Annotated in this window: 23 protein-coding genes and 2 riboswitches; of the genes, 15 read left to right on the top strand and 8 right to left on the bottom strand. The window is 72.8% G+C overall.

Annotated elements, in window-relative coordinates; all coding sequences use genetic code 11:
* Positions 1-95: 95 nt before the first annotated feature.
* From clsA to gcvP, 10 genes are all read left to right on the top strand, one after another.
* Entirely contained in the window at positions 96-731 is a 636-nt protein-coding gene (gene clsA / locus BUB75_RS40025) for a cardiolipin synthase ClsA (RefSeq protein WP_218618059.1), read from the top strand.
* On the top strand, positions 728-1810 hold the full coding sequence (locus BUB75_RS40030) for a DUF881 domain-containing protein (RefSeq protein ID WP_073265338.1): 1083 nt from the start codon (positions 728-730) through the stop codon (positions 1808-1810). Before clsA ends, BUB75_RS40030 begins: the two co-directional genes overlap by 4 nt.
* Positions 1807-2139, top strand: a complete 333-nt coding sequence (locus tag BUB75_RS40035; RefSeq protein ID WP_073265340.1) for a small basic family protein — start codon at positions 1807-1809, stop codon at positions 2137-2139. The genes BUB75_RS40030 and BUB75_RS40035 overlap by 4 nt, the downstream gene beginning before the upstream one ends.
* Positions 2136-3311, top strand: coding sequence for a DUF881 domain-containing protein (locus BUB75_RS40040; protein WP_084742327.1), 1176 nt, complete (start codon positions 2136-2138; stop codon positions 3309-3311). Before BUB75_RS40035 ends, BUB75_RS40040 begins: the two co-directional genes overlap by 4 nt.
* A gap of 31 nt (positions 3312-3342) precedes the next feature.
* Positions 3343-3726: a glycine cleavage system protein GcvH gene (gcvH, locus tag BUB75_RS40045; protein ID WP_073265342.1), complete on the top strand. Its 384-nt coding sequence runs from the start codon at positions 3343-3345 to the stop codon at positions 3724-3726.
* Between the two features lie 333 nt (positions 3727-4059).
* Positions 4060-4461, top strand: a complete 402-nt coding sequence (gene odhI / locus BUB75_RS40050) for an oxoglutarate dehydrogenase inhibitor Odhl (RefSeq protein WP_178380103.1) — start codon at positions 4060-4062, stop codon at positions 4459-4461.
* 37 nt (positions 4462-4498) lie between these two features.
* Positions 4499-5230 carry a transcriptional regulator FtsR gene (gene ftsR / locus BUB75_RS40055; RefSeq protein ID WP_073265346.1) on the top strand — a complete coding sequence of 244 codons (732 nt, stop codon included), beginning with the start codon at positions 4499-4501 and terminating at the stop codon, positions 5228-5230.
* 158 nt (positions 5231-5388) lie between these two features.
* On the top strand, positions 5389-5856 hold the full coding sequence (locus BUB75_RS40060) for a bifunctional nuclease domain-containing protein (protein ID WP_073265482.1): 468 nt from the start codon (positions 5389-5391) through the stop codon (positions 5854-5856).
* A gap of 371 nt (positions 5857-6227) precedes the next feature.
* Positions 6228-6773, top strand: a complete 546-nt coding sequence (locus tag BUB75_RS40065) for a MerR family transcriptional regulator (protein ID WP_073265484.1) — start codon at positions 6228-6230, stop codon at positions 6771-6773.
* A gap of 33 nt (positions 6774-6806) precedes the next feature.
* Positions 6807-6901: riboswitch (glycine riboswitch) on the top strand.
* A 13-nt stretch (positions 6902-6914) separates the two neighbouring features.
* Positions 6915-7022, top strand: a riboswitch (glycine riboswitch).
* Between the two features lie 37 nt (positions 7023-7059).
* Positions 7060-9966: an aminomethyl-transferring glycine dehydrogenase gene (gcvP, locus tag BUB75_RS40070; protein ID WP_073265348.1), complete on the top strand. Its 2907-nt coding sequence runs from the start codon at positions 7060-7062 to the stop codon at positions 9964-9966.
* 247 nt (positions 9967-10213) lie between these two features.
* Here gcvP and BUB75_RS48695 read toward each other — a convergent pair whose 3' ends face one another.
* The gene (locus BUB75_RS48695; protein WP_073265350.1) at positions 10214-10411 is read right to left on the bottom strand and encodes a DUF5999 family protein; all 198 of its coding nucleotides are present in this window, start codon (positions 10409-10411) and stop codon (positions 10214-10216) included.
* 438 nt (positions 10412-10849) lie between these two features.
* On the opposite strand from BUB75_RS48695, the gene BUB75_RS40080 reads away from it, so the two are divergent.
* Entirely contained in the window at positions 10850-12049 is a 1200-nt protein-coding gene (locus tag BUB75_RS40080; RefSeq protein WP_218618061.1) for a chorismate-binding protein, read from the top strand.
* Positions 12050-12095: 46 nt separating this feature from the next.
* On the opposite strand, the gene BUB75_RS40085 is transcribed toward BUB75_RS40080, so the two are convergent.
* Positions 12096-13928, bottom strand: a complete 1833-nt coding sequence (locus BUB75_RS40085; protein ID WP_073265354.1) for a substrate-binding and VWA domain-containing protein — start codon at positions 13926-13928, stop codon at positions 12096-12098.
* A 289-nt stretch (positions 13929-14217) separates the two neighbouring features.
* On the opposite strand from BUB75_RS40085, the gene BUB75_RS40090 reads away from it, so the two are divergent.
* Positions 14218-14811, top strand: coding sequence for a DUF6318 family protein (locus tag BUB75_RS40090; RefSeq protein ID WP_143175717.1), 594 nt, complete (start codon positions 14218-14220; stop codon positions 14809-14811).
* Positions 14812-14820: 9 nt separating this feature from the next.
* On the opposite strand, the gene BUB75_RS40095 is transcribed toward BUB75_RS40090, so the two are convergent.
* The 4 genes from BUB75_RS40095 to BUB75_RS40110 form a co-directional block, all read right to left on the bottom strand.
* Entirely contained in the window at positions 14821-16092 is a 1272-nt protein-coding gene (locus BUB75_RS40095; RefSeq protein WP_073265358.1) for an OmpA family protein, read from the bottom strand.
* A 381-nt stretch (positions 16093-16473) separates the two neighbouring features.
* Complete coding sequence (locus BUB75_RS40100; protein ID WP_073265360.1) at positions 16474-17346, bottom strand: site-specific integrase; 873 nt, start codon at positions 17344-17346, stop codon at positions 16474-16476.
* Positions 17347-17458: 112 nt separating this feature from the next.
* Entirely contained in the window at positions 17459-17722 is a 264-nt protein-coding gene (locus tag BUB75_RS40105) for a CBU_0592 family membrane protein (protein ID WP_073265362.1), read from the bottom strand.
* A complete protein-coding gene (locus BUB75_RS40110; RefSeq protein WP_073265364.1) occupies positions 17719-18381 on the bottom strand; it encodes a cyclase family protein in 663 nt (220 codons plus the stop codon). The genes BUB75_RS40105 and BUB75_RS40110 overlap by 4 nt, the downstream gene beginning before the upstream one ends.
* A gap of 72 nt (positions 18382-18453) precedes the next feature.
* Here BUB75_RS40110 and BUB75_RS40115 point away from each other — a divergent pair, with 72 nt between their 5' ends.
* A complete protein-coding gene (locus BUB75_RS40115) occupies positions 18454-19374 on the top strand; it encodes a LysR family transcriptional regulator (RefSeq protein ID WP_073265366.1) in 921 nt (306 codons plus the stop codon).
* Here the strand turns inward: BUB75_RS40115 and BUB75_RS40120 are convergent.
* On the bottom strand, positions 19359-19850 hold the full coding sequence (locus tag BUB75_RS40120; protein ID WP_073265368.1) for a GNAT family N-acetyltransferase: 492 nt from the start codon (positions 19848-19850) through the stop codon (positions 19359-19361). The two genes, BUB75_RS40115 and BUB75_RS40120, sit on opposite strands and share 16 nt — an antisense overlap.
* A 126-nt stretch (positions 19851-19976) precedes the next feature.
* Here BUB75_RS40120 and BUB75_RS40125 point away from each other — a divergent pair, with 126 nt between their 5' ends.
* Both BUB75_RS40125 and BUB75_RS40130 read left to right on the top strand, forming a co-directional pair.
* Positions 19977-20213 carry a hypothetical protein gene (locus BUB75_RS40125; protein ID WP_073265370.1) on the top strand — a complete coding sequence of 79 codons (237 nt, stop codon included), beginning with the start codon at positions 19977-19979 and terminating at the stop codon, positions 20211-20213.
* A gap of 138 nt (positions 20214-20351) precedes the next feature.
* Complete coding sequence (locus BUB75_RS40130; RefSeq protein WP_073265372.1) at positions 20352-21959, top strand: PAS domain-containing sensor histidine kinase; 1608 nt, start codon at positions 20352-20354, stop codon at positions 21957-21959.
* Here BUB75_RS40130 and BUB75_RS40135 read toward each other — a convergent pair.
* A complete protein-coding gene (locus BUB75_RS40135; RefSeq protein WP_073265374.1) occupies positions 21922-24243 on the bottom strand; it encodes a putative bifunctional diguanylate cyclase/phosphodiesterase in 2322 nt (773 codons plus the stop codon). The two genes, BUB75_RS40130 and BUB75_RS40135, sit on opposite strands and share 38 nt — an antisense overlap.
* Positions 24244-24329 lie beyond the last annotated feature (86 nt).

Here is a 24329-nt window from a genome sequence, read left to right on the forward strand (position 1 = left end):
GTCGCCCTCGGGCCGGACCGAGGTGGCAGCATGGGCGAATACGGAACGGGTGCCGTCACGCGGCGTCCGGCTGGCAGCGGAGGGGAGGCTGGGTCGTGCCCGAGGCATCCGAGGTGGCGTCGGCGCCGGTCGTCGCCGATCCGCCGGTGACGGCGCGAGTGCTCACCGTGCCGAACGCGCTCAGCGCGCTCCGGCTGCTCGGCGTCCCGGTGTTCGTCTATCTCGTCCTGGTGGCACACGCCGACCTGCTCGCGCTGCTGGTGCTCGTGGTCAGCGGGCTGTCCGACTGGCTGGACGGCGCCCTCGCCAGGGCCTGGGGCCAGGTCAGCCGCATCGGGCAGCTGCTCGATCCGCTCGCCGACCGCCTCTACGTCTTCTCGACCGTGGTCACGTTCGCGATCCGCGACATCATCCCGTGGTGGATGGCCGTGGCGCTGATCGTCCGGGACGGGGTGCTCTGGCTCGCGTTGATGGTGCTCCGGCGGTACGGCTACGGGCCGCTGCCCGTGCACTACATCGGTAAGGCGGCGACGTTCAACCTGCTCTACGCGTTCCCGCTGCTGCTGCTCGCCGGGCAGGACGGCATCGTGGGGACGATCGCCGCGCCGGTCGGCTGGGCGTTCGCGATCTGGGGCGTCGGGCTCTACTGGTGGGCCGCCGCCCTGTACGTGGTGCAGACCGGCTCGCTCGTCCGGCTGGCCCGGCGAGAGCGGCTGGAGGCCGCCGGGTGAGTTCCCCCGCCCCGCCGACCGACCCCGGGAACGACGCTCCCGAGACCGGCTTCCGGCTGTTCGGCAAGGGCGCGCCCCCGTCGCCCGGCCTGACGATGCTGGCCGACCTGATGAACAACCACCTGGACCCGGGTTACGCCGAGGCAGCCCGGCGACGGGAGAATGGTGAGCCGCCGTCGCGGCTGGCCTCCCGCTCCCGCGGCGGGCTGACGCTGCTCTGCGCCGCGCTCATCGGGGTGGTGCTCGCGGTCGCGTACCGGGAGGCGGTGGCCACCGCACCGGAGGCGGCCGAGACCCGGGAGGCGCTCACCGCCGAGGTCCGCCGCGCGCAGACCCGGACCGACGAGCTGCAGCAGCTCGCCGACCGGCGTCGCGAGGAGGTGGCCGCGGCCCAGGACGCCGCGGTCGCGGACAGCTCCACCGGCCGCGCCCTGTCCCGCCGGGTACGGGACGCCGAGGCGATGACCGGCGTGGCGCCGGTGACCGGCCCCGGCATCGTGCTGGAGGTATCCGACGGCGAGCCGACCCGCGACCCGGTGACCGGTGCGACGGTCGGGGACGCCGAGGCGTTCCTCGTGCAGGACGGTGATCTGCAGAGCCTCGCCAACGCGGTCTGGGCGGCGGGCGCGGAGGCGGTCGCGATCGACGGCCAGCGGCTGACCGCACTCTCCACCATCCGGTCGGCGGGTTCGGCCGTCCTGGTGGATTTCCGGCCGGTCGACAACCCGTACACGATCACGGCCGTGGGCGACGCCGACGCGCTCTACCGCGCGTTGCTGCGCGCACCGGCGGTACGGCGGTTCCAGGCGTACGTGAAGGACTACAAAATGGGGCTGGACCTGCGTCGCGACGACGAACTCCGGTTGCCGGCCGGTCCCGACCCCGAGCTGCGGGAGGCGGCCCGGCCGCGCGCGGAGTCCTCGGCGAGCCCGTCGACCTCCACCGGTCCGGCGGCGTCCACGCCGCCGCCGACTCCGACGCCGTCCGGCGGCACCCCGCCGACGTCCTCGCCGACCTCGACCCGGCCGGCGGCCGCACCGCGAGTGTCCCCCTCGTCCTCTGCCGGAGGTGCTGATTGATTCCCGCGCTGGCGCTGATCGTCGGCGTCGTCGTCGGCCTCGTGTTCGAGCCGGCGGTGCCGACCGGTCTCGAGCCGTACCTGCCGATCGCCGTGGTCGCCGCGCTGGACGCGGTCTTCGGCGGCGTCCGCGCGCGGCTGGACGGGATATTCGACGACAAGGTGTTCGTCGTCTCGTTCGTCTCCAACGTGCTGGTGGCGGCGCTGATCGTGTACCTGGGTGACAAACTCGGGGTGGGTGGTCAGCTCTCGACGGGGGTCGTGGTCGTGCTGGGAGTCCGGATCTTCGGGAACGTGGCGGCGATCCGGCGCCACATCTTCCGGGCATGAACGGCCCGGACGCCGGCGGCGAGGCCCCCGGGACACCGCGCGCACCCCGCCAGCGCGACCAGGACCCCGGCGCGGTGATGCCCGAGCCGGACGACGCGGTGACCGAGGCGATCACGCTGCCGCTGTCGTCCCCGGCGGCTCCGCGTCCGCCGATGCCCGGCGCGTCCGGCGCCGACGAGCCGGCTGTCCCTCCCGCGGCTGTCCCTCCCGCGGCTGTCCCTCCCGCGGCTGTCCCGCCCGCGGCCGGTCCGCCCGCGGCCGGTCCCCCCGCGGCCGGCTCGGCGGCCCCCGGCACCGGCGGCTCCGGCACCCGGGACGCCGCGCCCGGTGGCGTGCCGGCGGCCGGTGGCGTGCCGGCGGCCGGGCGGCATGAGGAACGCCGGACGGGCGCCGAGGTGGTGCGGGCGTCCCGCGTTACCAGCGGTTCCGGCGTCGGCGGGCCGTCGCCCGCGCACCGGCGGCCACGCGCGGAGTCCCGGCGTCAGTGGTGGATGAAGGCAGCCGCGGTGGCGCTCTGCGCGCTGCTCGGCCTGAGCCTGGCCGCGCAACTGCGCCGCAACGAGCGCGACGGCGAGCTGGCCGGAGCGCGCCAGGAGGACCTGGTGCGGATCCTGGACGAGCTGGACAACCGCGAGCAGCGGCTGCGCGCCGAGATCAACGAGCTCCAGGAACGCCGCCGGACGCTCACCTCGGACGCCGAGGGCTCGCAGACCGTCCAGAAGGACCTCGAGGAGCGCGCCGAGGAGCTGGGCATCCTCGCCGGCACCGACCCGGCCGAGGGCGACGGGCTGGAGCTGGTGTTCCTCCAAGGCTCGCGTCCACTGAGCGCGGACGTGATCCTGGACGCGGTGGAGGAGCTGCGCGGCGCCGGCGCCGAGGCGCTGCAGATCGGCGGGAGCAGCGGCGATCCGGTGCGGATCATCGCGTCCACCGCGTTCCTCGACGCCGACGAGGGCGGCCTGCTGGTCGGCGGGCGGCGGTTGTCCGGGCCGTACACGGTGCTGGCGATCGGCGAGCCGCAGACGATGCGCGCCGCGCTCGCGATCCCCGGTGGTGTCGTGGACTCCGTCGAGGACGCCGGCGGTAAGTTGCAGATCGACGCGCCGGAGACGGTCACCGTCAGTGCGACGCTCTCACCGGCGACGCCGCGGTATGCCGAGCCGGTCGACTGACACTCTTCCCTGCAGCACGAAAGGACCGTCCGTGATCCCCGACGATCTGCGGTACACCAACGAGCACGAGTGGATCCGCGCGACCAGCGGGAGCACCGTCCGGATCGGCATCACCGACTACGCGCAGGACTCGCTGGGCGACATCGTGTTCGTGCAGCTCCCCGAGGTCGGCAACACGATCACTGCGGGCGAGGCGGTGGGCGAGGTCGAGTCGACGAAGAGCGTCTCGGACGTGTACGCGCCGGTGACCGGGACCGTCACCGCGCGGAACGAGGCGTTGGACGACCAGCCCGAGCTGATCAACGGCGAACCGTACGGCGGTGGGTGGATGCTGGAGATCGAGGTGGACGATCCCACTGTCCTCGACAGCCTCCTGAGCGCCGACGAGTATCGCGAACTGACCGAGAAGGAATAGCGCGTACCCACGCGACGCGCGCTTGCTTACGTGCTTGCACTAGGCTTCGTGGGTCGAACACCGGTCGCGAGGCGGGTGGTCGTCCCCTCGCTGTGACCTGGTCTGCCAGACTGGGTCGCAGATCCGGCGCCAGTCCGAGAGCAGATTGGCCGCCGGGCCCACATCGCAGGGACCCGACCGCAAGCGCGGTCAACCGACGAAGACCGGGAGGCGATCTAACTTGAAGGGTGCCCCTCCAGCATCCGCGCGGGCGTGCCTGCGGGCCCTAGACGCCGGAGGTGTGCGGTGAGCCGCCATTCCGAGGACGATCAGCAGCTGGATGTCACCTCGACGATGATCCTCGGCGCCATCGACGATGTCGTTGAGGCGTCGGAGGCAGGCGGCGGCGGCGATCCCGAGGGTACCCGGATCGCGGAGAGCCTTCCGCCCGGTTCGGCGCTGCTCGTCGTCCGTCGTGGGCCGAACGCGGGTAGCCGGTTCCTCCTCGACACCGACGTCACCACCGCCGGCCGTCACCCGGAGAGCGACATCTTCCTCGACGACGTCACGGTGTCCCGTCGCCACGCCGAGTTCCGCCGCGAGGCAGGCGTCTTCGTCGTGCGCGACGTCGGCAGCCTCAACGGCACCTACGTCAACCGGGAGCGGGTCGAGTCCGCGACCCTGGCGAACGGCGACGAGGTGCAGGTCGGCAAGTTCCGGCTCGTCTTCCTCTCGGGCCCCAAGGTGGCACCGTGACGTCTGCGTCGCCGCGGGCTGCGGAGGGGGTTGCGCCGTGACCACGTCCGGGTCCTCCGCCCGGGCCTATCTGAGCATCGGTGAGGTGCTCTCGCAGCTCCGGCCGGAGTTCCCGGACACCACGATCTCCAAGCTCCGGTTCCTCGAGTCCGAAGGGCTCGTGGAACCGGAGCGCACGCCGGCCGGGTACCGCAAGTACTCGCCCGAGGACGTCGCCCGGCTGCGGTACGTCCTGGCCGCGCAGCGGGACCAGTACCTCCCGCTGCGCGTGATCCGCGAGCACCTGCAGGCGATCGACCGGGGTGCGCCCGGTGCCGACGGCGATCGGCCGGATCAGCGGGCGCTGGTGGCGAACGACGCGTTGCCAGCAGCGGGCGATTTCTCCCGACCTGAGGTTGATGTCCGTCTTTCCCGGTCCGACCTGCTGGCCCGGACAGGCATCACCGACGCGCAGTTGAAGCAGATCGAGAATTACGGTCTGGTCTCCGCCCGCGGGGCCGGCTGGTACGACGCGGACGGCCTGGCGGTCGCCGAGACCGTCGTGCGGATGGCGGAGTTCGGTCTCGAACCCCGGCACCTGCGCGGCTACAAGACCGCGGCCGACCGCGAAGTCGGGCTGTTCGAGCAGGTCGTCGCGCCGGTAGCCCGGCAGCGTGGCCCGGAGGCCAAGGCCCGCGCCGAGGAGATCGTCCGCGAACTCGCGGCGCTGTCGCTGCGGTTGCACACGGCGCTCGTCCAGGCCCGGCTCCGGGGGTCGCTCGGAGGCTGACCCACCCGACCCGGCCGACGCGCCGCGAAAGGGGGTGCCGTGTACGTTCGACAGAGGCAAGGTAGGTCTCGGTAGTTCGGACTTCGGATGCGGCATGGGAACGTGCGGCGGGCCGGCCGGTCCGGCGCGCGCGAGTGCAGAGGCTGGGTGAGATGCGGGTGAAGGAGCTCAACGTCGTCGGTGTGCGGGTCGAGCTACCGAACAACCAGCCGATCGTCCTGCTCAAGGAGGTCGCGGGTGATCGTTACCTGCCGATCTGGATCGGTCCGGTCGAAGCCACCGCGATCGCCTTCGAGCAGCAGGGGGTCCGGCCGACCCGGCCGTTGACGCACGATCTGCTGCGCGACGTCCTGGGGGCGCTGGACGCCCCGCTCCGCAAGGTGGAGATCGTCGAGCTGCGGGACAACGTCTTCTACGCGGAGCTGGTGATCGGCGACGGGGTGCGGGTCAGCTCGCGGCCGTCGGACGCGATCGCGCTGGCGCTGCGGGTGGGCGTGACGATCACGTGCGCGGAGGCGGTGCTCGAGGAGGCCGGGATCATCATCCCGGACGAGCAGGAGGACGAGGTCGCGAAGTTTCGCGAGTTCCTCGACACGATTTCCCCGGAAGACTTCGCCGGCAGCTGAGGCGGGGCTTCGAGTTTTCCCGTCCGAGTGGCGTAGCGCGTATAAGGCGAATACCGTCGATGCACGGAACTGGAAACGTATTCCGTGCATTATGCCCTATTGTGGGGTACTTTATTCCTGCGGACTGCCTGGAGATGTCGCGACACGCCGCCGCCGGACGTTGACCGGTGTTCACCGCCCTCTTACCGTCGAGGTCTCGGGGGCACAGTGGATCGGCAGACGCGCGGAGGTCAGCGGTGGTCAAGCGCGACGGTACGGCCGGCCAGGCCGGGCTCCCGGTTTCCAGGGGGCCTGCCGGGGCGCCGACCGCGCCCGGTAACTCCCCCTTCGACACCTCACGCGGTGAGTACCACGGGCTCGGTGGTGGTGGCCTGCACGAGGGGCAGGGGGTCCTGTTCGACGAGCCCGGCACGGGCCCGGACGAGCACGTCGGGTATCGCGGACCGACCGCCTGCCACGTCGCGGGCATCACGTACCGCCAGCTCGACTACTGGGCCCGCACCGGGCTGGTGGAGCCCAGCATCCGGGGCGCCCAGGGCTCGGGCAGCCAGCGGCTCTACTCGTTCCGCGACATCCTCGTGCTGAAGATCGTCAAGCGGCTGCTGGACGCCGGGGTCTCGCTGCAGAACATCCGGCTGGCCGTCGACCAGCTGCGCGCCCGCGGCGTCGAGGACCTGGCTCGCATCACGCTGCTGTCCGACGGGACGACGGTGTACGAGTGCACCTCGCCGGAGGAGGTCGTCGACCTGCTCCAGGGCGGCCAGGGTGTGTTCGGGATCGCGGTCGGCGGTGCGTTCCGGGAGATCGAGGGCAGCCTCGCGAAGCTGCCCGGTGAGCGGGCCAACGGCACTCCGTCTCCCGCCGCCCGGCCCGACGCCGACGAGCTCAGCCGCCGCCGCGCTCGCCGCACGGGCTGACCCCCGGCGCTGGTACCTTAGGCACCACGTTGACGTAACCGTGCGGGAGAGTCCCTGGGCAGCCGGCTCAGGGCGCCGAAGGAGCAACCTCCCCGGAACCTCTCAGGCCACAGGACCGTGCGGTAGGGCGTGTCGGTACGCCCGGACGACTCTGGAAAGCAGGCGCAGTGTTGCGCCTCACCGACGGTGCAAGCCCGGTTCGTACCTCCCCGGGTGAAGCTCTCAGGTACCGATGACAGAGGGGGAGACCGGTGTTCGCCGTGTTCCCACACTTCCGGAGCTCCCCATGACCGACCGTCCTTCGCTCGCCTCCCTCGGTGCGGCGAGCCCGTTCTCGCGCCGTCACATCGGGCCGTCCGCCCACGACGTCGCCACGATGCTGGAGGTCGTCGGGCAGCCGTCCGTCGAGGAACTGCTGACCGCGGCGCTCCCGGCCACGATCCGGCTCACCGGCCCGGACGCCACGCTCGACCTGCCGCCCGCGCTGTCGGAGCCGGAGGCCACCGAACAGCTCCGGCACCTGGCCGCCCGCAACCGGCCGATGACCCAGATGATCGGCCTGGGCTACTACGGCACGATCACCCCGCCGGTGGTCCGCCGGAACGTCCTGGAGAGCCCGGCCTGGTACACCGCGTACACGCCCTACCAGCCGGAGATCTCCCAGGGCCGGCTGGAGGCGCTGCTCAACTTCCAGACCGTGGTCAGCGACCTGACCGGCCTGCCGGTCTCCGGCGCTTCCCTGTTGGACGAGGCGACCGCGGCCGCCGAGGCGATGACGCTGGCGCGCCGCGCGGGCAAGAAGCTCGGCACCGACACGTTCGTCGTCGACGCGGACATCCACCCGCAGACGCTCGCCGTGCTGCAGACGCGCGCCGAACCGCTCGGCATCCGGGTGCTGGTGAGCGACCTGGCGGAGCTTCCGGACGAGCCGTACTTCGGGCTGCTCCTGCAGTACCCGGGCAGCTCCGGCGCGCTGCGTGACCCGAGCGCGCTGATCGCCGCCGCGCACGAGCGGGGCGCGCTGGTCACGGTCGCCGCCGACCTGCTCGGCCTCTGCCTGCTCAAGTCTCCGGCCGAGCTCGGCGCCGACATCGCGGTCGGATCCGCGCAGCGGTTCGGCGTCCCGTTGGGCTTCGGCGGCCCGCACGCCGGGTACATGGCCGTCGCCGAGAAGCTGGCCCGCTCGCTGCCCGGCCGCCTGGTCGGCGTCTCCCGGGACGCGGCGGGCGCACCCGCGTACCGGCTCGCGCTGCAGACGCGTGAGCAGCACATCCGCCGCGAGAAGGCGACCAGCAACATCTGTACCGCGCAGGTCCTGCTCGCGGTGATGGCCGGCGCGTACGCGGTGTGGCACGGCCCGGAGGGGCTCCGGCAGATCGCGCTGCGCACCCACCGGATGACCGCGGTGCTCGCGGCCGGGCTGCGGCAGCTTCCCGGCGCCACCGTGGCCACCGACGCGTTCTTCGACACGGTGCGGGTCACGGTGCCGGGGCGCGCCGACGACGTCCTGGCGACCGCTGCCGCCGCCGGGGTGAACCTGCTGCGCGTCGACGCGGACACGGTCGGCGTCTCCTGCGACGAGACGACGACCGTCGAGCATCTCCGGGCGGTCTGGACCGCGGTCGGCTCGGACTCCACCGCGTTCGACGTCTCGGGGCTCGACGTCTCGACGCTGGACGTGCAGACCGCCGACGCGATCCCGGACACGCTCGTCCGGACCAGCGGCTACCTCGAGCACCCGGTGTTCGCCGAGCACCGCTCGGAGACCGCGATGCTGCGCTACCTGCGCCGGCTCTCCGACCGCGACTACGCGCTCGACCGCGGCATGATCCCGCTCGGCTCCTGCACGATGAAACTCAACGCGACGACCGAGATGGAGCCGGTCAGCTGGCCGGAGTTCGCGAACATCCACCCGTTCGCGCCGGTCGAGCAGACCGCCGGGTACGGCGCGATGATCGGCGACCTGGAGCGGTGGCTCGCCGAGGTCACCGGGTACGACGCGGTGAGCCTGCAGCCCAACGCCGGGTCGCAGGGGGAGTTCGCCGGTCTGCTCGCGATCCGGTCGTACCACCGCGGCCGGGGCGAGACCCACCGCGACGTCTGCCTCATCCCGTCGTCGGCGCATGGCACGAACGCTGCCAGCGCGGTCATGGCGGGCCTGCGGGTGGCGGTCGTGGCCTGCGACGACGCGGGCAACGTCGACCTTTCCGACCTGCGGGCCAAGATCGATGCGCACCGGGACGACCTCGCGGCGCTGATGGTCACTTACCCGTCGACGCACGGCGTCTACGAGGAGACGATCACCGAGGTCTGCGCGCTGGTGCACGACGCCGGCGGCCAGGTGTACGTCGACGGTGCGAACCTCAACGCGCTGCTCGGGTTCGCGAAGCCCGGCAAGTTCGGCGCCGACGTGAGCCACCTGAACCTGCACAAGACGTTCTGCATCCCGCACGGCGGTGGCGGGCCGGGCATCGGCCCGGTCGCGGTCCGGTCGCACCTCGCGCCGTACCTCCCGAACCACCCGCTGCGTGCGGACGCCGGGCCCGCGACCGGACCGGGCCCGGTGTCGGCGGCGCCGTGGGGCTCGGCGGGCATCCTGCCGGTGCCGTGGGTCTACCTGCGGCTGATGGGCGCCGAAGGGCTGGTCGCGGCGACCGGTGCGGCGGTGCTCGCGGCGAACTACGTCGCGGCGCGGCTGCGGGACCACTTCCCGGTGCTGTACGCGGGTACCGGCGGCCTGGTCGCGCACGAGTGCATCCTCGACCTCCGTCCGCTGACGAAGAGCACCGGAGTCACCGTGGACGACGTCGCGAAGCGGCTGATCGACTACGGCTTCCACGCGCCGACGATGTCGTTCCCGGTCGCCGGCACGCTGATGGTGGAGCCGACCGAGTCCGAGGACCTGGCCGAGCTCGACCGGTTCTGCGACGCGATGATCGCGATCCGGGCGGAGATCGCCTCGGTCGCGGACGGGACCTGGCCCGCCGACGACAACCCGCTGGTCAACGCGCCGCACACCGCGACGATGGTGACGGGGGAGTGGGAGCACCCGTACGCCCGGGATCTCGGGGCGTACCCGGCGGGCCGGACCGCCGACAAGTACTGGCCGCCGGTGCGCCGCATCGACGGCGCCTTCGGCGACCGAAACCTCGTGTGCTCGTGCCCTGCACCCGAGGCGTTCGCCACCACCTGACGGCGTGCGCGGCTTCCCACGTTCGCGAGGAGCGGACCCGTTCGGGCGGGCTATGACTCGCCCGAACGGGTCCACTCCGACGCGCGACGCCGTTCGGGCATGACGGAGCGCCCGGGCGCGGGGTGCGGCCGGGCGCGGAGGAGAGTGTGGGGCAGCGAGCGCCGGGCCCGACCGGTGGGTCGGGCGGGGCGGCTGCTGGGTGGCGGAGCGGGCCGCCGATGGATCGTCGGGCGAGCCGCGTGGTCAGCTACGCGGCGGCGTGAGCCGGTTCTGGACGGCAGGGGTCGACGCAGCGGCCGTCCGGAAGGAGCTCACCGGTGTCCTCGAACACGATCACGCCGTTGCAGAGCAGGCTCCAACCCTGGACGGGGTGGGCTGCGAGGATCGTCGCGGCGTCCCGGTCAGGGGCATCGTAGGAAGGACACTGCGGCTGATGCGGGCACATCGAAGGGTCTCCGGTCAGGGTGAACTGGTGGATCTCATGGGTTGGTCGAAACTCTGGGTCATGCCGTGGAGCAATCATGCGGGGTCTTCCCGTGGTGGTGCGGGTGGTGCACGTGGTACTCAGGGGCTCATCGTCGAGTCTGTGTCTTCCCTCACATCATCGTCCCTCACCGCAACTCCGAATATCGCCCGGATGGGTTGAGTTGTGGGCAACGAATTGAAAACATCTCCCGTTCTGCCTCGCGGTTGGGGATATCGCGAGCGAAACAGACTGGAATGGCGGATTTCCGACGGGGGAGATCCCGCAGAGTTGATCGAAAGCGCGCTGGCCGAGGCCGACCTGCCCGCTCGCAACCTGTGTGATCTGCGTCATTTCGATGCCCCTAACGATGCCACGCCGGATGGGGTAACGAGGGACCGGGACACCCCATTCCAGCCGGTGGAATCTTTTCCCTGTCCGGACGACCCCGAGCCCGGCCGAACGGTGGGTGCGGCGGTCCTGATCTCGGCTGCGGCGGGCGCCGCGATGGTGGGTGCCCCGCTCGGTCCGGCCACTCCGGCGCCCGAGGTCCCGGACGTCGTCCTGGTATTTCACGAGGCCGTACGGCTCGACGACGACGCCCCGCCGGACGTGCCGCGCCCCGCGGACGGGTGGCAGGTCGGGCCGTGGGTGTCGTCCTGGCGACCGGGGCAGCACCGGGCCGCGGTGGCCGCCGCACGGGAGGCGATCGCCCGCGGCGACGTCTACCAGGTGAACATCGTCGGGCACGCGTCCGCGCCGTACCTCGGTGACCCGGACGCCGCGCTCGCCGCGGTCGCCGGGCTGCCCGGAGCGGCCTGGGCCGGCCGCATCGGCGGTGCCGGATGGGCGGTCGCCAGCGGGTCACCGGAGTGCCTGGTGACGGTCGCCGACGGGCGCGTGGTGACCCGGCCGATCAAGGGCACGGGTCCGCGGACGGAGGCCGGGCGGGCGGCACTGCTGGCGTCGACGAAGGAGCGTGCCGAGCACGTCATGATCGTCGATCTGGCCCGCAACGACCTGGGCCGGATCGCCACCACGGGCTCGGTGACCGTCGAGGAACTGTTCGCCGTGCGGCCGTGGAGCGGGCTGTGGCAGGCCGAGTCGACGGTGACCGCGCAGCTGCGCCCGGGCGTCGGGATCGCGGAGTTGCTGCGGGCGCTGTGTCCCGGCGCGTCGGTGACCGGGGCGCCGAAGCGGGCCGCGATCGACGTGCTGTCGGCGCTGGAGCCGGTGGGGCGAGGGCCGGCGATGGGGGCGCTGGGGTACGTGTCCCGCGCCGCGATCGAGCTGGGGCTCACGATCCGGACGGTGGCGGCCGTGTCCGGCGGCGGTGACGGCGGTGACGCGGGGAACGCGGGCGGAAGGGCCGCGGGCCCCCCGGGCGGCGGTGACGCGGGGAACGCGGGCGGAAGGGCCTCGGGTGCCCCCGGCGGCGGCGACCCGACGGACGCCGGGACGTTGCACCTGTGGGCCGGGGGCGGCATCACCTGGTCCAGCGTTCCGGACGACGAGGTGGCCGAGGCCGCGGCCAAGGCGGCACCGCTCGATGCGGCTCTCCGCGGAGTGGGCCAGGCGCTGGAGCCGGCCTCTGCCGGGCGTCGATATCGATCGTCGTAACGGGTCGGCCGGGGGAGAACCCCGGCCGACCGCGGCGGGGCCGAACCTAGTTCGGCGGCGACTCACCGAGGATCGTGGCGAGCCAGAGACGCTCGAGGTCGTCGGCGTCCTTGGCCTTGTACGACTTGCCGCCGGTGGCGGACGAGATCTCCGACAGCTCCTTCTCGTCGACGCTGTCGCCGAGGCCGAGCGTGATCACCTGGACCGGCCGGTCGGGCTGGGCGGTGTCGCGTAAGCGGTTGAGCAGCTCGCTGCGGCTGATCCCGTTGTCGTCCTGGTTCCGGCCGTCGGTGAGCACGACGACGAGGTTCAGCTGCCGGGGCTGCCAGTTCTTCTGCATGTACTGGTAGGCGGCCAGCACCGTGTCGTAGAGGCCGGTGTTGCCGCCGGGCTGCAGGGCCAGCACCTTCTCGATGCCGAGCTCGCGGAACGGCCGCCCGGTGGCCTTGTCGGTCGATCCGGCGCGGGTCAGCGGCATCACCTGACGCCAGTCCTGGCTGCCCACGAGGTTCGTGGAGAACTGCCAGAGCCCGACCCGCGAGTCGTCGTCGAACAGCGAGATCGCCTTGATCGCGGCCTCCTGGACGACTTGCATCCGGGTCTTGTCGCCGAGCTTCTCGACCATCGACCCGGACGTGTCGACAACCGCGAGGAACGTCGTGGTGCGCTCCAGCGCGGTCCAGTAGACGACCGTGCGATCGACGGTCGCCGCCGACCCGACCTCACGGGCGACCGCCCCGATCTGGTCGGAGAAGCCGAGCTCGCCGAGCGTGTTCGCGGCGTAGCGCGTGGACCGGTCAGGGGTGCGGAAGCCCGCGTCGCCGTAGGCCTGCTGGGCCTCGCCGGTCTGCAGGTACTCCAGGAAGCCGTTCGCGACCTTCTGGCGGAACGAGTCGACCCAGCTGGCGTTCAGCGGGAGGTACGGGTAGTCCGCGAAGACCGTGCCCTCGCCGGGGTAGACCGGGACCAGCTTCACGCGCGGGGTCGACGCGTTGTAGGTCGCGATGTCGTGCTCCAGCGACGGGAACGCGCTGATCGTCCGGATCGCGGCGTCCTCGTTCGCGGTGTTCTTCAGCTTCGTGTACCAGCCGGAGCTGTCCGGCTGGCGGTCGGTCACCGAGCGGCTGAACACCAGCAGCGCCTTCGCCTCGTCGAGCGAGATCTTGTTGTCGCCGTTGCGGTCGGAGATCGGCACCAGGCTGAGCAGACCGGCCGTCGAGGTGGTCGGCTCGCTCATGCCGAGCTTGATGTCGCCCCACTCGGGGTGGCCGAAGTTCTTCCAGGTCTGGTTGCGGAAGTGCAGGCCGACGAAGTCCGACCAGGAGATCTGCTTGCTGGGCCAGCCGAGCGCCTCGGCCATCGGCCGCGGCACGGCCATGACGACCGGCGAGGTGGCGACGCTGGCGCGGTCACCGGAGACGAGCGGCGCGGCGTTCTCCCGGCGAGCGGCGGAGAGGATCCAGCTGCTCGAGTCGGGCATCCAGACGTCCGGGCGGGTGACCTCGTCGTCGGTCTTCTCCCAGTCCGGGCTCAGCGCGGCGGCGACGTCCCGGGACGCTTCGCCGGTGACCTGGATCCGCGCGCACCGGCCGTCGACCGACGGCTTGCCGTCCTCCCAGGAGCTCGCCAGCTTGCTGACGACGTCCACCTGGTCGGGCGAGGTCACGACGCTGAGCGTGGTCGGGGTGCCGTCGCAGCCGGCGCGGGCCGCGACCACGTAGCCCGCGGTCACGCCGCTGAAGACCAGTACCGCGACGACGGCCGCCACCATCCACGGCGCCACCGGGCCGGTGCGACGGCGAGGGGCCTGCGCGGCGGCCTCGGCCTCGAGTTCCTTCCGGCGCGATGCCTGGAGGCGTCGGTGCCGCCCGGTTGCCATTCTGCTGCCCTCCGATTCGCCCGGCCGTGGAGCGGGGCGGCCGGGCCTGCCTACCCGCGGCGGAGTCTACGCATCGGTAGCTTTACTGGCAGTGCTGACGCAGAGAACACTGCGAAGACTTCGGAACGCAATTCACAGGTAACGCTCTGTATTATTTTCGGCTGATGATTTCGTGCGTGGGTCACGCGGAGGTCACGGTTTTCGGGATCAGCGGGGGGAATGGCGCGATAGCGGACGCAGTTAATGCGAATTTCCGCCACTCGCGGTTATCCACGGTTAATCTTCCGGCGTGATCGAGGAACGGGGTGGTGCGATGCGTGCTGCCCGGGTAGCACGGGCCGTTGTCGCTCTGAGCCTCGGGGTGGCCGCGCTGGTGGGGTGTGCCAATTCCGATTCTTCGTCCGGTTCGGTGATCGAGCCGTCGTCTGCCCCGTCGAGCGCGAAGCTGACGCCGCCCGCCCCCGACGCCGAGGCTGCCGCCCACGACAAGGCGGGCGCGGCGGCGTTCACCGAGTACTGGTTCGCCGTGCTCAGCTACGGCATCCAGACCGGTGAGGTCGAGCTGCTGCGCAAGGTGTCCGACCCCGCGTGCACGGCGTGCACCGGAGCGATCGGCGTCATCCAGGAGAACTACAACGACGGTGGTTCGCTGCAGGGCGGCGTCTACACCGTGCGCGAGGCGAACACGATCGAGGACTTCGCCGGCGAGGTGATGACGGTCGCGGTCGCCTACGACCGGAGCCCGCGGTACGGCACCAGCCCGCTGGGGGTGCCCCGCGGCCGGCTCGACGGCAAGAGCTTCGCCGACTGCGACGTCCGGGTGCTGTGGACGTCGAGCGGATGGAAGGTCCGCGGGATCAACGCGTCCGAGCAGCTGATCTGACGCCGGGGCTCACGCGGTCGCCTCGCTCGCGTAGCCGAACGTGATCTCGACCCGGCGGTTGCGGGCACGCCCCTCCTCGGTCGTGTTGCCGGCGACCGGCCGGTCCTCCCCGACGCTGTGCACGTCCGGCCGCGCGGTCGTGTTCGCGGTGAGGTACTCGCAGACCCGGCGGGCCCGGTCCAGAGCGATCTGCCGGTTCGCGTCCGCTTCGCCGACGTCGTCGGTGCCGCCGGTGCAGGTCACGGTCTTCACGTCGGTCATCCGGGAGCGCAGCGCGTTCAGGTACGGCAGCTCGGACTCCGGGACGTCCAGCCCGCCGGTCGGGTAGCGGACCGGGCGGGGAGCGGTGACGGTCAGCGCGGTGAGCTGGGTGCTGCCGGTGGCCTCGACCGCCTCGCTCGTATCCGGTACCCACATCCGGGCCACGATGTCCGCGGTGATCCCTCCCGGACGCCCGGCGAGCCGGCGTCCGGACCGGGTGAGCGTCACGTCGACGACCCGGGTGCCGACCGCCGGGGTCGCCGCCTCCACGGTGCCGGTGCCGAGCTCGAGGTACTCGTTGCCGACGACCGCGCTCAGCGTCACCGTGCAGCGGGAGACCGCGATCGGGCCCGCCGTGCAGCCGACCTGGGCGGTGGTGCCCGCGGCGTCGGTCAGCGTGCGCTTCGCGGCCCGCACCATCGGCAACGGCCGGGCGGTGACCATCGGGGCGTACGTGCCGCGGACGCGTTGCGACGCTGCGTCGGTGAGCTGGTAGTGCACCGGGCGCACCGCTCCCCAGAACATCGTGTCCGGGCGGAACGTGATCCGGCCGCTCGCCGGGTCGAGCGAGTACTTGCCCTGGTTCTTGCTGCTGACCTGGGTGACCGGCTCCTCGTTCTCGTCCAGCAGCGTCACCCAGCCGCCGTCGGGAACCGGCAGCAGAACCGACTGGGTGCCGGGGGCGCTGCTGGTCAGCGTGGTGGGCGGGGTCGTGACCCGGAGCTCAGGGCGGTGGGCTGCGCCCGCGGCGTCGACGCCGGACGCGGCGATCGTGTGGTCGCCTTCCGCGAGGTCGCTCGGCAGCGTGACCGGGAGGCTGATCAGGCCCGCCGCGTCGGCGAGCGCGCTGCCGAGCTGGGTCGCGGCCGGGGTCTGCGGGTCGAGCAGGGCCTCGACCGGGCTCGCCGCGCGGAACCCCGTGCCGAGCAGCGTGAGTTGCTGGCCCGGGACGGCGAGCGAGATCCGGCCGAGCGTGGTGTCGAGCCCGGCCTCGGCCGCTGCGGCGGGGGCGGCCGGCACCAGGGTGGCTGCCGCCGCCAGCAGAAGCGTTAGCGCTCGTCTTGTGTGTGCTCCGGACACGTCACGCCCCCTCGGCAGAAAGCTCCCCGAACGGGCAGAACGTAACGTATGTGTGCACAGTGGCGAGGTATCGCCGGTGTGCTCGGCGGGTACGGGCCGGTTCTGGCGTCCCGATTCCGGCGCGGAAATGTTCCAGAGCGGAAACTCTTCGGATGCCCTGCGGAAACGCCGCATCGGCAGGGTAGGTCCTGGCAGCGCACAACCGGCTGTCGCCGGTGCGGCGGCGGCAGCCGGGGCGCGCCGAACGGGAGGATCTCGTCGCCACGGGGCGCCGGCGACGGGATCCTCCCGAGCAGTTTCCGGGGCCCAGCAGCGGCGGATCTACTCCTGCTCCTCCGGGCGGAGGCGGCCCGGCACCCGGGGAAGTGGCTCGTACCCGGGTTCGCCCGCCAGGTTCACGTTGCAATCCTGCACCGCCCGCTCGTGCGAGCGCCGGATCCCGTTCGGCCGCAACGGCATCCCCGGCGGACGCCGGACACCGGATCCGTCGTGGTTACCGCGGATCGACACCCACAGCGCCTTCGACCGCGGTGCCATCGTCACCAGCGCCGGACGCACCTCCAGCCAGTCGCGCAGCGCCGCGAGCGTCGTCCGGGTCAGCGCTGCGGTGCACGGCTCCGGCGACGGCCCCGACCGGGGCGCGGCCGGACGCCAGGTCAGCGTCCCGGCGGCGAGATCGACGTCGCTGAGCGTCAACGCCGCCATCTCCCCGGTGCGCAGCCCCAACTCCCTGGTCACCGCAGCCATCGCGGCCGCCCGCACCGCACCGGCCGAACGAGTGCGGTCGGCGCGGGTCGCCAGGTGCCCCAGCGCCATCCCGGCCGGGACCGGATCCACCCTGGTCAGCGGCGCGGGTCGGGGAACCTCGTCCGGCACCGGGTCTTCCAGCCCCGCCTGCCGCGCGAGGATCCGCAGGCAACTGCGGCGGACGCTGCGCGTGGCGTCACCGGACGGACGCCCCGCCTCGCCCCGGCGCCGCAGCGTCCCGGCGTCGGCGGCGGCGAGGAACGGACCGATCAGCGCCGGATCCAGCCAGTCCCGCAGCGTCCGCGGGCGGCGCACCGGCGGCTCCGCGTCCGCGTACTGCGCCACGAACAGCGACAACTCGCCCGCGACCCAGCGCAACTGCCGCAGCCGAGCCGGGCTACGCCCGACCCCGGCGGCGGCGACCAGGGCGTCCAGTGACTCCGACATGGACAAAAAATAACAAGCCCAAACGTCGGACGCCGGGCGACACGCCGTCATGCCGGAGGCCGCCCAGAAAGATGTCCACCTCCCGACGTAACAGCCGCGCGGAATACGTCGATCAGTGGCCAGATTTCTCGCGAAGCCGGGTGCGGCGGAGGCGCCCCAGCGCCACCACGCCGATCCCTACCCAGAGCAGGTTCAGCACCGCCGACGGCCACGCCTGGTGCACGACGCCGTTGAGCGCCAACCCGGCCGAGCCGGCCAGGTTGAGCACCTGGTAGCGGCCGCTGTGCGGGATCCGACCGAGTGAGAGCAGCGCATAGCCGGCCAGTAACGCGGCGGCCCCCGCCCAGCCGACGATCTCCGCGCCGAGCGTGCTCACACCACGACGTAGGCGCGGACCGGGAACGTTCCGAAGTCGCGGACCGGCGGCGGTGCGGCGTGCAGCCGTCCGCCCGTGTCCGGCACCGCGGCGAGGTTCGTGAGGTGTTCCAGCACCGGGATCTCGGCGGCCAGCAGGATCGAGTGCGCGGGCCGGTACCCCTCCGGCGTCACCTGGTCGATGTTGACGCTGTCGATGCCGACCAGCGCCACCCCGGCCTCGGCGAGGTAGGTCGCGCCGTCCTCGGACAGGTACGGGGCGTCGTCCACGTACGCGGGGGTGCCCCAGTGCCGGTCGCCGCCGGTGTGCAGCAGCACGGCGTGGCCGCGCGGATCGGGGGCGTCGGCGAGTGCCGCGGCGAGCACGACGGCGTCCACCGCGCGGGCGGAGCAGCGGACCACCAGCGTCGGCAGGTCGGCGACGGACGTGAGCGGCAGCCCGGCGAGGTCGGTGCCGCCCTCGTACCGGTGGAACGGCGAGTCGAGGTACGTGCCGGTGTTCCCGACCATCGTGATCCGGTCGATCGCGAACTCGACGCCGGGCGCGTAAACCTCGCGGGACGCTTCGCGGGTCAGGTGCGGGGTGATCTCCGGGCCGGGCAGGCCGGGGTAGGTGGTCATCCCGGCGGTGATCACGTGGCTCAAGTCGATCAAGGTCATGGCGTCATCGTGCCCTGCCTGCGCAGTTAAGTGGTAGCGACGATCTCTGCATCCGACATGTAGCGTGACTGAATGCACCTCGATCCGCGGCGCCTCGCGGCCCTTCGGGCGGTCGCCGACGCGGGTGGCGTCCTCGCCGCGGCGAAGGTGTTGCACCTGACGCCGTCGGCGGTCTCCCAGCACCTCGCGCGGCTCGAGGCGGAGACCGGGGTGACGCTGCTGGACCGGTCCCGGGCCGACGGGCGCCGTGCGGTGGGGCTGACCCCGGCGGGCCGGCTGCTGGCCGAGCACGCGGGCCGGGTCGCGGTGGTGCTGGCCGAGGCCGAGCGTGATCTCGCGGAGCTGACCGGGCAGGTGACCGGCCGGGTGGTGGTCGCGGCGTTCCCGACCGCGATGGAGCACCTGGTGGGCCCGGCGGCGGCCGCCGTGCACGCCGGGTCACCGCACGTCCGGGTGTCGGTCCGTGAGTTCGACCCGGAGCCCGCGCTGGCCGCGTTGCGGGCGGGCGGCGTCGACCTGGTGATCACCGAGACCTATCCGGACGCCCGCCCGCCGGGCCTCGGTGGCACGTGGCTGCTGGACGACGGGTTCCGCGTCGTGACGCCGCCGGACTGGGGTTCCGGAGTGGAGGGTGCGCTGACGCGGCCGTGGGTGAGCGGATCGCCGGGTTCGGCGGCGCGGGTGGCGCTGGACCGGCTCGCCGCGCGGTACGACGTCGTGCTGCGGCGAGAGCACGAGTGCCTGGAGTTCCCGGCCGCGCTGGCGCTGGTGTCGGCGGGGCTCGCGGCGGCGGTGGTGCCCGGTCTGGCGGTGCCGGCGGAGCTCCCGGCCGGGGTGCGGGTGCTGGAGGCTTCGGCGCTGGGGGCGCGGCGGATCGGCGTCCTGCACCGTGCGGGACGTCACGAGCCGAACCCGGCCGCCCGCCAGGTCCTCGACGCGATCACGGCCCGTGCGGCCCGGGTGACGGCGGGCTCGGGTCAGAGGGCCCGGTAGTACCGCATCTGCGGAAAGCCGATAAACCCCGCCCGTTCGTAGACCCGCCGGGCCGGCGCGTGGCCGGGATCGCCGCCGGTCGCGATGATCGCGAGCGGCACACCCGCCTCCCGCAGGCGCTCGACCCCGAACTCCACCAGCGCGGCGCCGATGCCCCGCCGCTGCTGGGCCGGGTCCACCGCGACCATCTCGAGCTCCCCGGCGTTCGGCTCGCTCGGGCCGGGACCGTGGAACACCAGCGTGACGAACCCGACCGGCGCCCCGTCGAGGTCGGCCACCCAGGCGTGCGGCGATCGGCACGCCTCGGCGACGGCCTCGGCCTGGGCGCTGCGCCAGTCGGGCCAGGTGCGCGCGAAGACGGTGGGTCCGAGCACGCTCCGGAACGAGGCGAAGACCGGTTCCCAGGCCCGGAGCGAGAACTCGACCACCGCGTCGATGTCGTGGTCCGCCAGCGGCCTGATGCGCACGTCCGTCATCGGGGGATCGTGTCCGAGCACGGGGCGGCCGTCAACGAACCACAGTAGACGTCAAAAGTCGAACGGGTAACGCGTGGCCGCACCGGGTAGCCCTCCGGTGTCGCATCACGACCGAAGGAGACTGCGATGGCCAAGAACGCCACCGACAAGAAGAAAGGCCGCAGCGCGGTCACCGGTGAGTACGTCGACAAGAAGACCGTGAAGAAGGCGCCGCGGACGACGGTTGCCGAGAAGGCGTCGACGAAGAAGGGCAACGGTCAGAAGCGCAGCGCGATCACCGGCCGGTTCGTCAAGGACTCGACCGCCAAGCGGCACCCGGAGACCACCGTCGCCGAGAAGGCGAAGGGCAAGAAGAAGAAGTAATCCCGTTATGCCGGGAATGCCCGTCGGGGACGTGTCGCTCCTGCCGGAGTCGTATGCTCGCAGCTACTCTGACCGAATTGCGGGCATCCGGCGAACGAGAGCCGGGAGCGGCCGTCTCGCCCCGACCGGAAGGCGCGCATGGCAACGGACCCCGTCCGCGGTGAGTGCGACGTGCCGGGGTGCACCGCCGCCGACGGGTTCGCGCCCGCGCTGTTCGACAGCTTGCAGGTAGGCGTCGCCGCGTTCGGCGAGGACGGCCGGCTCGTCCTCGCGAACCGGGCGCTGCGCGCGCTCTACCAGCTGCCGGCCGACGACGCGGGCCCCACCGACCTCGCGGTCGTGGGCCGGCTGGTGCGGGACAGCCTGGCCCGGCCGGACGGCACCGTGCTGACCGCTGCCGAGCATCCGGTGGAGCGGGCGCTGCGCGGTGAGACCGTGGAGGGCGCCGAGGTCCGGATCACGGTGCCCGAGGGGCCACCGCGCCACGCCGAGGTGAACGCCCGTCCGATCCGGGACGCCGACGACCGGTGCTTCGGCGCGGTCACGGCGTTCCGGGACACCACCGGCCGGCAGCGCGCCGACCGGTTCCGCACCTGCGAACTGCTGGTTGCCCGCGCGCTGGCCGAGGCGACCACTGTCGCGGAGGTGGGGCAGTCGCTCGCGCGCGCGGTGGCCGGCGCACTCGGCTGGCCGCACGCCCAGCTCTGGCTCGTCGACGAGGTCGCCGATGTGCTCCGGCTGGTCGGTCACTGGGACGCGCCGGGCCGGACGCTGGAGACCGTGACCCCGCTGACGATCAGCCGCGGCTGGGGTGTGGGCGGCACCGTCTGGGCGACCGGCGAGCCACTGTGGATCCCCGACATCCTCTCCGACGATCAGGTGCCGACCAGCGACTTCGCGAAGCGGGCGCGGGTCGGCGCCACGCTCGGCGTCCGCGCGGTGGTGGCGGTGCCGGTGCGCGACGGACGGTCCGTGCTCGGCGTCCTGACCTGCGTCGCCGACCACCGGGAGTACGACGGTGAGCGGCTGGTGCAGGACCTCGGCAGCATCGCCAACCAGGTCGGGCACTTCCTGGCCCGCCGCCGCGCCGACGATCTGGCCCTCGAACTCAGCCGCGTCCGCCACGACGTCCGCGCGCTGGTGGGGCAGCAACTGCGGGCGCCGCTCGCGTCTATCGTCCGCAATAGCGAAGCGCTGGCCGCCGAGGACGGTTTCCGGACCGCGCACGCCGCAGTGCTACGGGCCCTCGGCCGCGACGCGGCCGCCGTCCGTGCGCTCACCGAGGACCTGCTCGACGTCGCCGCGCTCGAGGACGGCCCCGGCGGGCTGGACCTCGACGGGATCGACCTGGTCGAGGTCGTCTCCGGCGCGGTGGGCGCGCTCCGCACCCAGGCGCGGGCCTCCGGCACGGTGCTGCACGTCGGCCTACCGGAGCACCTGCCCGTGCGTGGGGACGCCAGGCGGCTGCGGTCGCTCGTCGACGCCGTTATCGGCGACGCGGTCGCGCGCAGCCTCGGCGGTGAGGTGTACGTGCGGCTCCGGGACGAGCCGGGAGTGGCCGAGCTGACCGTGATCGACCCCGACGTCCGCCCGTGGACGCACCACCGCACTCCGGAGGCGCCGCTGGGGCTGAGCCGTTCGCGCGCGATCGTCCGCGCTCACGGTGGTTCGCTGGCGGTGGCCCACGGTCACCACCCGGGCACCACGGTTACCGTGCGGCTTCCGATCGGCGGTCCGCCGGGCTGACCGGGGTGACCGCGCCGAGTGGCCCGGAGAACGTCATCTCCGGCGGGACGCCGTTCTCCGCGGTCGGCGGGCGGCCGTCGTCGGGTGGCCGCGGCGGGCCGAATCGGAAGCCCTGCGCGTTGCGGCAGCCCAGCGCCCGCAGCTGGGAGGCCTGCTCGTCGGTCTCGACGCCCTCCGCGACGGTCTCCAGCCCGAGCCGGTACGCGAGGTCGAGGACCCCGTCGACGAGGATGACCGCGTCCGGACCGGTGCCCAGCTCCCGGGTGAACGACCGGTCGAGTTTGACGACGTCGACCGGCAGCTGCCGCAGGTAGGTCAGCGACGAGTAGCCGACGCCGAAGTCGTCCAGCGCCACCCGCACGCCCAGCTCGCGCAGCTCCCGCAGCAGCCCGGCGGCGGCCTCCAGGTTGGCGATCAGCGAGCTCTCGGTGACCTCGACGGTCAGCGCGCTACCCGGCAGGCCGTGGGTCTCCAGCACGCGCCGCATGTCCCGCGGCAGGGTTCCGGACGCGAGGTACGCGGCGGACGCGTTGACGCTGACCGCGTAGTCGGGGTCGGTCCGCCGCCACACCGCCACCTGCGCGGCAGCGGTGCCGAGCACCCAGCGGTCCAGCGCGGGCAGCAACCCGACGTGCTGGGCGGCGGTGAGGAACGCGTCCGGGGCCAGCCGGCCGCGGGTGGGGTGGTTCCAGCGGAGCAGAGCCTCGCAGCGGTGGGCCTCGCCGGTCATCAGGTCGACCATCGGCTGGTACTCGAGCGCGAGCTGCCCGCCGCCGAGCGCTCCGCCGAGTTCGGCTTCCAGGCTCTGCCGCGCGGCCACGGCGGCCGAGAGCCGTTCGTCGAACAGCCGGTAGTGGCCCTTGCCGCGGGCTTTCGCCTCGTAGAGCGCGACATCGGCGTCGTGCAGCATGCGTTCCGCGCGGCCATGCGCGGCGATGCCGATGCTGGCGCCGACCGTGGCCGGGTGGCCGTCCAGCGACATCGGGGTGCCGATCCCGAGGACGAGGTCCTGCGCGAGCTCCACCGCGACCGGCGCGCCGCCGCTGTGCAGCAGCACCGCGAACTCGTCGCCGCCGAGCCGCACCGGCGTCGCGTTGTCGCCGTGCGGGGCGATCGCGCGCCGGATCCGGTCGGCGATGACGACCAGCAGCTGGTCACCGGCGGCGTGGCCGAGCGTGTCGTTGACCGACTTGAACCCGTCCAGGTCGATCATCAGCAGCGTCGCCGGGCTCTCCCGTTCGTCCTCGGCGGCGGCGAGCTCGGCGAGCGCGGTCTGCAGCCGCGCCCGGTTCGGCAGGCCGGTGAGCGTGTCGTGGGTCGCCTCGAACACCAGCTGGGCGCGTTGCGCGGCGAGGTCCTCGGTCAGCCGGGCGTTGGCCCGCAGCGCGACCATCTGCCTGGCCAGCACCGCGGCGGTCATGATCAGCGCCGACGCGGTCGCGGGCGGGTCCAGCGTGCGGCCCGCGAGCGTGTGCCCGGCGGCGACCAGGAAGAGCCCGCCGACGGGGACGTACGGCAGCAGCAGCCCGGCGCCGACCGGCTGCCAGATTCGTTCCTGCTCGTCCGGCAGGGGTGCGCGGGCGGAGAGCGCCAGCAACGCGGCGGCCACCAGGAACCCGTCCAGCGCCCACGGGCGGACCCAGCTCTCGCGGGCGAGGGCGGCGACGACCACCGTCAGCAGGCTGAGCGTCAGCACGACCACGCCCGCGGTCACCCAGGTCATCGCGGTCCGCCGCCGGATCGGCTGGCCGGCCAGTAGGACCATGCCGACCGCGAGGACGACGGTGGCGGCCAGGGGGTACGCCATCGGGATCGACGGCGGGTCGGCGTCCTCGGCGCGCACCAGCGGTTCGAGGATCAGCATCCAGACGACGCCGGTCAGCGCGGATGCCGAGACGATCCCGTCCAGCAGCATCCGGAGCCGCCCGAACCCGTCCCGGGGCGCGCCGGGGATCTGGAGCATCGCCGCCACCGCGCAGATCAGCGCGCCGAAGTTGAGCAGGGCGGTCAGCACGGTCGGTGACGCGGTGTGGCCGGTGGCCACCGTGGTGAAGCCGACCGAGATCTCCGCGGCCGCCCAGCAGGCGAGGCCGATGCTGGCCGTCGTCCAGACCCGGCGTGCCCGTCCGGTCGAATGCCACGCGGCCCGGCCGTGCAGGACCGCACCACCGCCCGTGATCAGCGCGAGGAAGATGCTGTAGAGCAGCGCCGTCCGGTCGGTCCACACGTGGAGGCTGACCAGCGCGCAGGCGAACAGGGCGCACCCGGCTACGGAACGCGTCATGCCGCTCCCTCCGCCGACCGAACACAACCCGCCGGAACAATCGGCACATATCCCCTCCGACTTCGTGAAACGTGCTTCCCGAGGTG

Source organism: Cryptosporangium aurantiacum (assembly GCF_900143005.1).
GTDB lineage: Bacteria > Actinomycetota > Actinomycetes > Mycobacteriales > Cryptosporangiaceae > Cryptosporangium > Cryptosporangium aurantiacum.